The 12,855-nt window shown below is 32.2% G+C and carries 9 protein-coding genes; 3 read left to right on the top strand and 6 right to left on the bottom strand.

Annotation, left to right across the window (positions count from 1 at the left end; all coding sequences use genetic code 11):
- Nucleotides 1–208: 208 nt before the first annotated feature.
- Together CA_RS05585 and CA_RS05580 are read right to left on the bottom strand one after the other, a co-directional pair.
- A complete protein-coding gene (locus tag CA_RS05585; RefSeq protein WP_373886725.1) occupies nt 209–1,180 on the bottom strand; it encodes an SPFH domain-containing protein in 972 nt (323 codons plus the stop codon).
- Nucleotides 1,177–1,617, bottom strand: a complete 441-nt coding sequence (locus tag CA_RS05580; protein ID WP_010964369.1) for an NfeD family protein — start codon at nt 1,615–1,617, stop codon at nt 1,177–1,179. Before CA_RS05580 ends, CA_RS05585 begins: the two co-directional genes overlap by 4 nt.
- Before the next feature lie 215 nt (nt 1,618–1,832).
- On the opposite strand from CA_RS05580, the gene CA_RS05575 reads away from it, so the two are divergent.
- On the top strand, nt 1,833–3,743 hold the full coding sequence (locus CA_RS05575) for an NAD(+) synthase (RefSeq protein ID WP_010964368.1): 1,911 nt from the start codon (nt 1,833–1,835) through the stop codon (nt 3,741–3,743).
- A 46-nt stretch (nt 3,744–3,789) separates the two neighbouring features.
- Here the strand turns inward: CA_RS05575 and CA_RS05570 are convergent, their stop codons facing one another.
- Nucleotides 3,790–4,218 carry a YaaR family protein gene (locus tag CA_RS05570; RefSeq protein ID WP_010964367.1) on the bottom strand — a complete coding sequence of 143 codons (429 nt, stop codon included), beginning with the start codon at nt 4,216–4,218 and terminating at the stop codon, nt 3,790–3,792.
- Between the two features lie 280 nt (nt 4,219–4,498).
- Nucleotides 4,499–5,005 (bottom strand): gamma carbonic anhydrase family protein, encoded by a 507-nt coding sequence (locus tag CA_RS05565; RefSeq protein WP_010964366.1) that lies wholly within the window; start codon nt 5,003–5,005, stop codon nt 4,499–4,501.
- Nucleotides 5,006–5,184: 179 nt separating this feature from the next.
- Here CA_RS05565 and CA_RS05560 point away from each other — a divergent pair, with 179 nt between their 5' ends.
- Nucleotides 5,185–8,148 carry a vitamin B12-dependent ribonucleotide reductase gene (locus CA_RS05560; RefSeq protein WP_010964365.1) on the top strand — a complete coding sequence of 988 codons (2,964 nt, stop codon included), beginning with the start codon at nt 5,185–5,187 and terminating at the stop codon, nt 8,146–8,148.
- A gap of 129 nt (nt 8,149–8,277) precedes the next feature.
- Here CA_RS05560 and CA_RS05555 read toward each other — a convergent pair whose 3' ends face one another.
- On the bottom strand, nt 8,278–9,189 hold the full coding sequence (locus CA_RS05555) for a LysR family transcriptional regulator (protein WP_010964364.1): 912 nt from the start codon (nt 9,187–9,189) through the stop codon (nt 8,278–8,280).
- Between the two features lie 145 nt (nt 9,190–9,334).
- Between CA_RS05555 and CA_RS05550 the strand changes: the two genes are divergently transcribed.
- A complete protein-coding gene (locus CA_RS05550; RefSeq protein WP_010964363.1) occupies nt 9,335–10,288 on the top strand; it encodes a DMT family transporter in 954 nt (317 codons plus the stop codon).
- 432 nt (nt 10,289–10,720) lie between these two features.
- On the opposite strand, the gene CA_RS05545 is transcribed toward CA_RS05550, so the two are convergent.
- Complete coding sequence (locus tag CA_RS05545; protein WP_010964362.1) at nt 10,721–12,691, bottom strand: FAD-dependent oxidoreductase; 1,971 nt, start codon at nt 12,689–12,691, stop codon at nt 10,721–10,723.
- Nucleotides 12,692–12,855 lie beyond the last annotated feature (164 nt).

Here is a 12,855-nt window from a genome sequence, read left to right as displayed (position 1 = left end):
TTGCATGCTTAATTATATATATTTTACTTTCTAATTATAAATGTTTTTTTATGGAATTTTCAAGTTATATATAATGCAATGTAATATTATTATTATTATTTATAAAATAAATGCATAAAAAAGGTAAATGAAAGTTTAAAGTTATTACCTCATTTACCTCTTTATATATATGCTTATGTTTTTTATTTTAAACTATTTATCAGAAGCTTTATTTATTTATTTCAGAAGCTTCTTTTTTTAAGTTAATAGTGTCCTTTTTTAGGATATCAGCTATTGCAGCTATGCTTCCAAGTGATGAAAGTGTTTCATTTGGCAATATAAGCTTATTTGAAGGTCCTTTAGCCATTTCTTTAAGTGCTTCAATTTGTTTTAAAGCTATAACTGTTTCATTAGTTCCTGATTCTATTATAGATCTGTTTACTTTATTTATAGCCTTAGCTTCTGCTTCTGCAACGGCTTCTATAGCTTTTGCCTTACCTTCTGCTTCAAGAAGTTGTGATTCTTTAAGACCTTCTGCTCTCTTTATGTTTGCTTGTTTTTCTGCTTCAGCTTGAAGTATTTTACCCTGTTTTTCACCTTCTGCTTTAGCAATTTGTGCTTGCTTTTGGCCTTCTGCCTGAAGTATAGTTGCTCTCTTATCTCTTTCTGCTCTCATCTGTTTTTCCATAGCTTGTTGAATTTCAGCTGGAGGAATGATGTTTTTAATTTCAACAGAAAGTATCTTTATTCCATATGCGTCTGTAATCTCATCAACAACTTTTAAAAGCTCTTGATTTATTATATCTCTTCCTGAAAGAACCTCATCAAGTGTCATGTTACCTACGATATTTCTCATGTTTGTTATAGTTGAGTATATTATACCTGATTTATAACTTTCAATATTATAAATAGCGTCTCTTGCATTCATAACCTTATAGAATATTACATTATCAATAGATATTTTTACATTATCCTTTGTTATAACGCTTTGTGGCTGTATATCAAGTATTTGCTGCTTAGTTGAAACCTTAGCTCTTGTAAAATCAGCAAATGGTATTACAATATTCCATCCTGGTTGAAGAGTTCTGTGAAACTGTCCAAGTCTTTCCACCACATATACATATCCAGTAGTTACAACCTTTAGTGAAGTAAAAATAAGTAATAAAATAAGTACCAATACAACAATTAAAACTATCATTATTCAATCTCTCCTTTTTTTCTAATTAAAAGTTTATTTCCTTGAATCCCAGTGATTATAAAACAGTCTCCTTTTTTTATAGCTTCACCAACATTCTTCACAGTCCAATATATTCCATCTACCTTTAGTTTAGAATTTCCAACCTCCATATCAGCTTCAGCTTTTACTTCCCTCCCAATGTATTTTTCCTCCATAAGAGGTGTCTTCCTTACTGTCCTATTTAGGAGTTTTTTAGATAGTGGGTATCCTACACTTAATAAAGCAATACTTATAATTGCAAACAATACAATTTGAACTGTAATTGGTGCTCCAAGTAATCCTGCTATTATGGCTACTACTGCACCTGCACTAAACCATACGAATAAAAATCCAGATGTTCCAAAATCAATTACCACCATAAAAATAGCTATAATTATCCATATTTTTTGGTAATCATTCATAAAATCACCCCCCCTGATGAATATACTTTACATTATTTCTTACTATAAATAAAGTTTCATTTTATCCTTAAAAGGGTTAATTAATACCTTTTATCGTATTTTAGTTTGTCCTTATTCTCAAATCTTATTATAGCATGTTTTTTCGTCAATTATCATTTATATTAAATTTAGTGATATAATAATACTACAAAATGTATAAAGGAGAGTATATTACAATGAATCATAGTTTCGTAAAAATTTCTTCAGCATGTCCAAAAACTAACGTTGCAGATGTTGATTTTAATGTGAAAAATATTAAGTTATGCATAGATAAAGCTTTAGCAGACAATTCAAAAGTTGTAGTATTTCCTGAACTAAGCATAACTTCCTATACCTGCGGTGATTTATTCGGTCAAAGTACACTTATAAATAATTCTTTAAAAGGAATAAAAGAGTTATGTGATTTTTTAATAGATAAGGATATAGTAGTCGTTGTTGGTGCCCCTCTTTTATATAACTACTGTCTATATAACTGTGCCTACGTTCTCTTTAATGGCTCTATACTTGGTATAGTACCTAAAAGTTACATACCTAACTATGTTGAATTCTATGAAAAAAGATGGTTTACAGAAGGACTTAACCTTAAGGGTCAATTTGCTCAATTTCCTTTTCAGCAGGATGTGCCTTTTGGGTGTGATTTAATATTTAGATGCGGTGACTTAAAATTAGGAATAGAGATATGCGAGGACCTATGGGCCCCTATACCTCCAAGCAGTTATTTAAGTCTAATGGGTGCAAACGTAATATTAAACATTTCTGCTTCTAATGAGGTTGTAAGTAAAGCAGACTATAGACGAAGCCTTATTTCAAATCAAAGTGGAAGGTGCATGTGCTCTTACATATATTCCTCTGCTGGAGTTTTTGAATCCTCTACGGATGTAGTTTTCAGCGGTCACTTACTTATATGTGAAAATGGAAGAATACTTTCTGAAAATGATAGATTTGAGAGAGATAATTTAGTCTTGACTTCTATGATTGATTTAGAAAAACTACAAAGCGAGAGATTAAAAAATTCAACCTTTAAGGACAGTGTAAGACTGTGTGACTTTAAGCCTAATTACATAGATTTCAATTTATCAAATTGGGATATAGGAGACTTTGATAGATTCATAGATTCTCATCCCTTTGTGCCTTCAAATGAAAGACAGAGAGAAGAACGCTGCAAAGAAATATTTAATATACAAACTGCAGGTCTAGCTAAGAGATTTACACATACAGGTCTTAAAAGAGCAGTAATCGGAATTTCTGGAGGACTTGACTCCACCCTTGCTCTTGTTGTAACTGTAAAAACCTTTGATATGCTAGGTATAGATAGAAAAAATATAATAACTGTTACAATGCCGGGCTTTGGGACAACAGACAAAACTTATAATAATGCAGTAGATTTATGTAAACATCTAGGCTGCGACTTCAGAGAAATAGACATAGTTCCTGCATGTCTTCTTCATTTCAAGGATATTAACCATCCTGAAGAAAAACATGATGTAACCTATGAGAATGTTCAAGCACGAGAGAGAACTCAAATACTTATGGACATTGCAAACAAGGAAGGTGGTCTTTTGATTGGAACAGGTGATTTATCTGAGCTTGCCCTTGGTTGGTGCACCTACAATGGAGATCATATGTCAATGTACGCTGTGAACTGTTCTATTCCAAAAACATTAGTAAGGTATTTAGTTGACTATGTTGCTGAAAAAGAACTCACAGGAGAAGTTTCCAAAACTTTAATAGATATATTAAATACTCCTGTAAGCCCTGAGCTGTTACCTAAAGATGCAAAAGGAAATATATCTCAGAAAACAGAAGATATAATAGGACCTTATGAACTTCACGACTTTTTCTTATACTATTTTATAAAACAAGGATCAGAACCAGAGAAAATAATATTTATGGCAGAAAAAGCCTTTAAAAATACTTATTCTAGAGAAACTATAGAAAAGTGGTTTAATTTATTTATTAAAAGATTCTTTAATCAACAATTTAAGCGTTCTGCTATCCCCGATGGCCCTAAGGTTGGGACTATAAGTCTTTCCCCAAGAGGAGACCTTAGAATGCCTTCTGATGCTTCCTACAACGGTTGGAAATAGAAATAAAAAAAGTATGCTATAAAATTTTAGCATACTTTTTTTATTTCTATTTGTATATATCAACTATAAGTCCTGATATTTCATCTATAGTACCTGCTATCTGTATCTTTTCCTTTTCTTCACTTAAAAGTGCTTGTGTAAGTTCTTCAAGCTTACTATCGATAGTTTCAACAGTAACAAAGTACTGCGTTTGCCAAAAGCTTATGTCCTTTTTAACTGAATACATGTAATTCAAAACAGATTCAAGATATTCTCGTATAAGATTTTTATATGCCTTAACATCTGCATAACATTTAGTTATACTAAGTCTATTACCTTTTTTCTTTATCTGATCCTGCATATTCTTTAATTCCTGCTCAGATTTCTGCTGCTGTGCAAAATTAAAGCTTTGCGAAAAATCTTTCTTAACCGATACATGCCTGCTATTTGTGTTTACTGGTGTACTCTGCTTTACTCTAGATCTAGAAATCTCCATAAATTCACCATCCCCCTAGTTTCTAATACCATATAATTTTCTCATCTTTTATCTCTTCTTTAATTGTAACAAAATATATCAAAAAAATAAACAAGCAGCCTAAAATATATTAGCATCGGCTGTAAATTCAAATACAAGTTTTTGATATTTTTTCATTCAGGCATATAAACTTCCAAATAACTAACACCAAAAGCCAATTACTATATATTTTAGACTGCTTTAGATATGATTTTAATCTCATATCCAAAATTATTATTTGTATTTTTCAATTAAATATTCATTATTTAAAATACTTTTTTCCCATTTCAATGTAATGCTCAGCATTTTTATCTATTTCAAGCTTTTCGTCTACTGTAAGTTCTCTTATTACCTTAGCTGGACTTCCCATACAAAGTACTCCCCCTGGTATTTTCTTTCCAGATGTAATAAGACTATTTGCACCCACAATAGTGTACTCTCCTATTTCAACATCATCTAAAATAGTTGCTCCCATTCCAATGATACAGTTGCTATTAATAGTACATCCGTGAAGTATAACTCCATGACCTATAGTAACATTATTTTTAATATCTATTCCATTATCATAGGTATTTGTATGCAGTACAGAGTTATCTTGAATATTAGTTCCCTCTCCTATTCTTATATAATTTGAATCGCCTCTTATCACAGCTCCAAACCATACACTGCTATTTTTATCTATATTAACATCTCCAATGATATCTGCACTCTTCGCTATAAAAACAGATGAATGTATATTAGGCTTTTTATCATCATAACTATATATCATTAAAAACACCTTCTAATTATTATTTTTATATATTCTGCTTACACTATATTATCATAGAACTATTTACTTTTAAAATACTTCTTGAATTAAAATCAGATTTATTTTATAATACATATACAATATATAGTGTTGTTTCTATATGTAACCACTATATATAGTTTTAAAATGGAGGAATTTTAATGGAAGACTTGAAAATACTATTTAAAAGATTTTATACAAAAGAGTTAGAAAGCTCTAAAACGAAAACAGTTTACGACCTATTTAAATGGAAAAAAGTCGATGTAAAAATAATAGATCATAAAACAGGAAAAGTACTTACAGATATGAAAGATCTTGAATTCCCCTATGACTATTCTCAAAATGCATGTGACATAATAGCATCAAAATACTTTAAAAAGTCAGGAATACCAAATGAATGTGGCTACGAAAACAGCATGAAAATGGTTGCGCATAGGCTTGTTAGCTTTTGGTGCGAAGCTCTTAAGGATGAGGGAATTATAAAAACTGAAAATGAAGCATCTATTTTTTATGATGAACTCGTATATGCTCTCTTAAATCAAATGTACGCACCAAATTCTCCTCAATGGTTTAACACAGGTTTGTCACTTATATACGGCATAAATGGAGAGGCACAAGGACATTTTTATTATGATTCAAAGGAGAAAAAAGTTCTTCAAAGTAAAGATTCTTATACTAGAACACAGGCCTCCGCCTGCTTTATAATTTCAATTGAAGATAAGCTTCTAGGTTCTCATTCCATCTCTGAACAATATGTAACTGAAACTAAATTGTTTAAAGGAGGCTCTGGAACCGGAACAAATTTTTCTACCATAAGAGCTAAAGGAGAAAAACTTTCTGGCGGTGGAATTTCTTCAGGTCTAATGAGCTTCTTAAAAGGGCTTGATAGAAATGCCGGTGCAATAAAATCTGGTGGAACTACAAGACGTGCAGCAAAAATGCTATGCCTTAATGTGGATCATCCAGAAATAATGGATTACATAACTTGGAAAGCAAAAGAAGAAGATAAAGTAAAAGCACTTGGAAAAATGGGATATGACGCCAGCTTTGAAGGAGAGGCCTACGAGACTGTATCGGGACAAAATGCAAACAATTCCGTAATGCTTTCAGATGAATTTATGAAAAAAGTATGCAACTTAAAAAACAATCCTGATGAAACCATAGAACTTAAGGGAAGAGTAGACTCTTCTGTAAACAAAGTAGAAAAGATTTCAAACCTATGGGAGGCATTTAACAAATCCTCTTGGAGATGTGCAGACCCTTCTCCTCTCTTTTCAGATACCTTAAATGCTTGGCATACATGTCCAGGTGGAGAAGACGGAAACTTTAACGCAGATTATAACAAAATAAACTCTACAAATCCCTGCGGCGAATACGCCTTTTTAGATGATACCTCCTGCAATCTTGCATCAATAAATTTATATAAATTTTATGACACTGAAAATAAAACCTTTGACCTAGAAGGTTACAAGCATGTAATAGGCCTTGTTCAACTTCTCCTTGAAGCTTCTATACATTGGGGGCAGTTTCCAACAGAAGATGTAGCAAGAAAAACTCACATGTTTAGAACCACAGGTCTTGGAATATCAAATTTGGCAGCACTACTTATGGTAATGGGATACCCTTATGATTCAGAAGAAGGAAGAGCTATCTCCTCCTCACTTATCGGTGTACTTACTGGATATTCCTACTACATTTCCTCCTTAATGGCAAAGGAAGTAGGTGCCTTTGAAAAATATAATATAAACAAAGAACACATGCTTAAAGTATTGAGAAACAGTGCAAGAGCTGCTGGAAGTATTGATACACCTTTTGAGAAAATAGGCTATAAACCCTTAGTTGTTAATCATTCTATTCTTGAAAAAGAAGATTTAAGATATATAAGCTCGGAATTAAAAAACAGCTGGAACTCAGCTCTAGAATCTGGAGAAAAGTACGGTTTTAGAAACGCTCAAGTATCTGTCATGGCACCGACTGGAACTATATCCTTTGCAATGGACTGCGCTTCCACCTCCGTAGAACCATTTTTCAGTCATGTGATTTATAAAAAACTTTCTGGAGGAGGTTACATGACCTTAACAAATCCTCTAATACAAGAATCACTTAAGCACCTTGGATATTCAGAAAATGAAATAGAGGATATAACAAACTATATCTTAAGAAAGAAAAAGGTAAAAACTGATGATGGTACAGAATATGAAACCATATTAGATGGAAAAATAGAAGGTGCTCCTCATCTAAAGAAAGAGCATCTTGCCATATTCGATACTGCAAATAAATGCGGCAGCGGAAATAGGTTTATAAGTCCAATGGGTCATATTCTAATGGTTGCTTCAATAGTTCCTTTAATATCTGGTTCCGTTTCAAAAACGGTTAATCTACCAAAGGACGCTTCAGTTGAAGACTTTAAAAATGTAATCATAAACTCTTGGAAACTAGGCGTAAAAGGCATAACCTTATACAGAGACTCCTCAAAGGAAAGTCAGCCTCTTAACACAAGCCTAGACGAAGCCTCAAAAACAGCTCCTGAGGATATGACCTACGCTCAACTATTAAATATGGTAAAAAATATTAACACTACACAAAAATATATAAAACGCGAAAGAGCCGTTGGTATAAGAAATGGCAAAACACACCCTGCTCAAATAGGTGATATAAAAATTTACACAACAGTAAACAGACGTGATAATGGAGAAATATCAGAAGTATACATTACAACAGATAGAGAAGGCACGTTAATAATGGGGCTTTTAAATTCGCTCTCAAAATCAATATCTGTAATGCTTCAATATCACGTTCCGCCTAAGGATATATCTGAAATGCTCCGCGGGCAAAAGTACGAACCTTACGGGTTTGTTCAAAAGCATCCATATATTAAATACGTAACCTCTATTTCTGATTTAATAAGCAAAATAATAGACATAGAACTAAACGATTTTACAAGATGTCAGGTAAAACCAGAAGGAATAAAAGACATCACTCCACAAAAGGAAATAAAAGAAAAGCTGTCTCAGGGAGAAAGACTATATGATATAACCTGCCCAAATTGTTCTTCAACAAGAATGGTTAGAAATGGCACTTGCTACGTCTGCTTAGATTGCGGCACAACCACAGGATGCAGCTAATACTTTAGATTGCCGAATAAAAGCCAAATAGAAACATACTACTCTTTACATCATAAATCCAATAAAAATAAAGTAATATCTTTATACTCTAATGACCTAAAGTCAAATTCACGACTTTAGGTCATTTTTTTATACTACCTGTTTAACAATACTTATATAATCTTGAAGATATTGTGGCAAATAACCGCTCTTTCTATATACAGCAAAAAGCTTAGTTGTGATATTAGGATTACCTATTGAAAAACATAAAGGTGACTTCTCTAAACTTGGATACTTAAGATGAGTTTCCAAAGCAAAGGAAACTCCAAACCCGTGCGCTGCTAGACGAATTGAGCACTCAACACTTCTTGTCTTTAATACCACCTTAGGATTTATATTTAATCTATCAAATATATCTTTTTCCATTTCTCCACTTTTTTGATCTGTATAGTTAACTATAAAATCATCATTTTTAAACCTTTTTATATCAATCCATGGAAATTTGCATCCTTCAAGCTTCTTTCCCTCTTTAGCTAAAGGATGATTTCTTCCAACTACTAATGTAATCTCCTCATCTTTTAAAAGCTCACACCCTAACATTGGATTACTTTTTGAATAATTAAATATAGCTAAATCCGCCTCTCCATTTATCACTAGCTTGTCTAAGTTATTGGATTCTGTTTCCTCTAAAAAATTTATATCCACATTAGGATACAATTTTTTAAACTTAGGAACTGTCTCTGGTATAATATATGGACTTCTTACTATTGAGCAGGCTATATTTAGTCTTCCTTTTTTATGACTTAAAATATCAAAAAATTCATCATCTAAATTTTTCTTTATCCTAAGTATATCCTTGGCGCATTTTATATATCTCTCCCCTGCATAAGTTAAAATAAAGTTATTTCCCATTCTTTCAAAAAGCTTAAGATCTAAATTTTTCTCAAGATTCTGTAAATATTTGCTTAAGGATGGCTGTGATATATATAATTCCTTAGCAGCTTTTGAAATACTATTATTTTTAGCAATAGCTAGTACATACTGCAATTCTTTAAAATCCATTTTACTCTCCCCTAAAATATAGCTTTACTGAATAAAAAATATAGAAAATATGTATTAGTGTTACATTTACTATTATTATATACTAAAGCTAGGTTAAATTTAAATACTATATAAAATGCTTTAATTAATTTGGGGGGTAATAACATTGAAAAAGGGATATATGTATATAGCTTTAACAACCATTATCTTTAGTACAATGGAAATAGCCTTAAAGCTTGTTTCTAAATCGTTCAATCCTATTCAACTTAACTTTACTAGATTCTTTATAGGCGGCTTATTTTTAGTACCTTTTGCTTTGAATACACTGCATAAAAGACATTTATCTATATCAACTAAGGATTTACGTTTCTTTGCCTTATTAGGCTTATTAGGTACCGTTATAAGTATGAGTTTATATCAACTGGCAGTGCAAAATACTAAGGCTTCAGTGGTTGCTGTTTTATTCAGCTGTAATCCAGTATTTGTTACGATTTTAGCATTCTTTCTCTTAAGAGAGGCTATTCACAAAAATAATATTGCTGCACTAATTCTTGAGGTTATTGGCACCATAGTAATAATAGATCCTTTAAATACAAAACTAAGCATACTAGGACTTGCACTTACAATAGCATCAACTTTAATCTTCGCAGCATACGGTGTTTTCGGAAAAAAGAAATGTGCTAAATACGGCGGGATAGTTGTTACCTGCTTTGGCTTTTTATTCGGAAGTATTGAAATGCTTGTTCTAATTGGTATAACTCACATTACTCCAATTGCAAATTTATTTTCTTCTAACGGCATTGCAATTTTCTCTAATATTCCTTTGTTTACAGGGTACTCTTTAAAAAATTTGCCTTTAATGTGTTTTATTTGTTTAATTAATACTGGTGCTGGGTTTGCCTGCTACTTTAAGGCAATGGAAGAAACCTCTGCTCAAACCACTTCTTTAGTTTTCTTCTTTAAACCAATATTAGCACCGATTCTTGCACTAATTTTGTTACATGAAATAATTCCCGTTAATATGATAATTGGTATTTTATTCATACTTGCAGGTTCCATTTCATCTATTTTACCGGAATTGTTAGCTCAAAGACAAACTAAATTAGAAAAAACGGCTTAACTTTAAATATTTAGCTTATAAACGTACCCAAATATACTTATAAATTATATTTGGATACGTATGTAAGCTAAACTTTAATTACTAAATGCTACAAAATAATGATTCTAGAACTACCCGCCATACCAACATACTCTTCTTTATTATCTTTTTTAATATTATTCTTAATTAGCTGAAGCTTATAATTCTCCACTTATCACTATTCCCCAAAAATTTACCTGGTTTCTCAATGCTATTAGCGTCAATAAGGTATGGTTTTCCTCTAAAATTCACATTGTCCTTAAATGCATAACCTAAACGATAGTACCTTTCATCTAATCAAAAGGTTCATTTATGTAAATTTTTCTAAATTTTAAGCTTTTCTTACTTTCAATAATCAAGAAGATTAAAAATACCTACATTGAAACTTATCAATGTAGGTAAAAAATTTATGCTTTAAAGCCAAAAAGCAGCTTCAAATCCACTTCTCACAGATGACTCTATCCTTCCAACAGCTGCTGCATCTCCTATTACTCTTACATTTTCAAACTCAGCTTTACATAAAGCTTCTAAGTCATTGTTTGCTTTTACGCCTAGTGATAACACAACATAATCAGTATCATAATCTACAATTCTTCTCTCAACTATATTTTCCAGTTTTACACCTTTATTAGTTACCTCGAGTAATTTATTTGATGGCATATAGTTAACTTTAAACTTACTTAGCTTATCCATAGCATCTAAATAGTGCTGAACATAGACTCCTTTTCCTATAGCGTCCTGCATCTCTATTATTGAAACATCATTTTTATTTATACATAGAAATTCTGCAGTCTCAAGCCCAGATGATCCTGACCCAATTAAAGCAACCTTTTTATCTATTATCTTTACTTTACCCGTGAGCACATCATCTATGGTATAAACATTTTCTCTATCTATACCCTTGATAGACTTTGGAACTAAAGGAACACTACCTGTTGCAATAAATACTGCATAAGGCTTCATTTTCTTTAGGTACTCTAAAGTAACCTTAGTGTTTAATTTTATTTCAACTCCCATTTTATTGAGCTGAGTTTTTTCATATTCTACAATCCAATCTATTTTTTCCTTTCTTGGAGGTTTATCTGCAACATTAATTTGTCCACCAACGTCAGCTGATTGTTCTAATACTACTGGTTTAAAACCTCGAATCTTAAGTACTCTTGCTGCTTCAAGTCCAGCTACTCCAGCTCCAACAACTGCTACTACCTTATCAGCTCCATTTTTATTGAATTCTTTATACTTAAATTCATGAGCTGCCCTTGGGTTCACTGCACATTTTATAGGTCCTACGTTTGGGATGACTTGATCTAGCAAAGTTTCAAAACAAAATGTACAAGAAATACAGCGATTTATATCCTCATCCCTTCCTTCAAGTGCTTTTTTAGGCCAGTCAGAATCTGCAACCAAAGCCCTTCCAAGCCCAATAAAATCAACTAATTTATCTTCAAGCATTTTTTCAGCAAACCAAGGCTCTTTAATCATGTTTACGGCAATTACTGGAATTTCAACAGCTTCCTTTACTGCCTTAATTCGTTCAGTTCTACACCCCTGGTCATAAGTCATAGGCTCTGAAAGTGAATTAAAGGTCTCATAAATTCCATTTGAAACATTTATAACATCTACACCTATTTTTTCAAGCTCTCTGCATATTTTAATTCCCATATTTAAATCTAAATACTCCTGCTTTACTCCATTTAAATTCAATAGCTCATCTACAGTCAAACGAACACTTATAGGATAATCTTGTCCACATGCATTCTTTATTCCCAAAACTACTTCCTTTACAAAATTAAAACGTTTTTCAAAGCTTCCTCCATATTTATCAGTTCTTTTATTAGTATATGGACTTAAAAATTGGGAAATTAAATATCCATGAGCTGCATGAAGTTCAACACCATCCACTCCTGCCTTCTTTGCTCTTTTGGCTCCATTTATAAAATCCTGAATTATTCCCTCTACTTCGCTTGTTTCTAAAGCACGTGTTTCTTGTTTGCAAACACCACAGGGAATAGCACTTGGCGCAACCACTGGTTTATCTCCATTTAAATTCGAATAAGTTTCCCTACCAGGATGATGCAGCTGTACAAAAAACTTTGTGTTTTCACTATGCAGTGCATCAACCAGCTTTTTTAAAGGTGCTATATGCTCATCTCTTGCTACAGATACCTGACGCCTTGCTGCAACACCATTTTCATCATTTACACGAGTATTTTCTGCAATTATTAAGCCAACCCCTCCCCTGGCACGTTCTAAATAGTATTCCATCATATCATCACCAATAGTTTGATCAGACTTTGCAGCTCCAACAGCTAAGGCCACCATAACTATACGGTTTTTAAGTTCTAATTCTCCTATTTTACCTTTTTCAAATAACTTTTTGTACATGATTTTCCTCCTTAAAGACATTTATTATGTTTACACTTGTTACATAAGATTTTTATTAATCCTGCTAAAAACTTATATCACATTATATGTATATGAATACAATTCTACCCTAAACTTAATTATCCTTTTATATTTGTATAAACGCTAAAAAAGCAGCCCGTACC

The sequence above is a fragment of the Clostridium acetobutylicum ATCC 824 genome (genome assembly GCF_000008765.1).
In the GTDB taxonomy this organism is placed as follows: Bacteria; Bacillota; Clostridia; order Clostridiales; family Clostridiaceae; genus Clostridium_S; species Clostridium_S acetobutylicum.
The sequence above is the reverse complement of the archived record's forward strand: the minus strand, read 5'-3'. Positions and strand labels throughout refer to the sequence as shown.

Excerpts from the sequence above, each read along its gene's own strand:
- CA_RS05575 (WP_010964368.1), top strand. The coding sequence starts at position 1,833 with ATGAATCATAGTTTCGTAAAAATTTCTTCAGCATGTCCAAAAACTAAC.
- CA_RS05555 (WP_010964364.1), bottom strand. The coding sequence starts at position 9,189 with ATGGATTTTAAAGAATTGCAGTATGTACTAGCTATTGCTAAAAATAAT.
- CA_RS05560 (WP_010964365.1), top strand. The coding sequence starts at position 5,185 with ATGGAAGACTTGAAAATACTATTTAAAAGATTTTATACAAAAGAGTTA.
- CA_RS05565 (WP_010964366.1), bottom strand. The coding sequence starts at position 5,005 with ATGATATATAGTTATGATGATAAAAAGCCTAATATACATTCATCTGTT.
- CA_RS05580 (WP_010964369.1), bottom strand. The coding sequence starts at position 1,617 with ATGAATGATTACCAAAAAATATGGATAATTATAGCTATTTTTATGGTG.
- CA_RS05545 (WP_010964362.1), bottom strand. The coding sequence starts at position 12,691 with ATGTACAAAAAGTTATTTGAAAAAGGTAAAATAGGAGAATTAGAACTT.
- CA_RS05570 (WP_010964367.1), bottom strand. The coding sequence starts at position 4,218 with ATGGAGATTTCTAGATCTAGAGTAAAGCAGAGTACACCAGTAAACACA.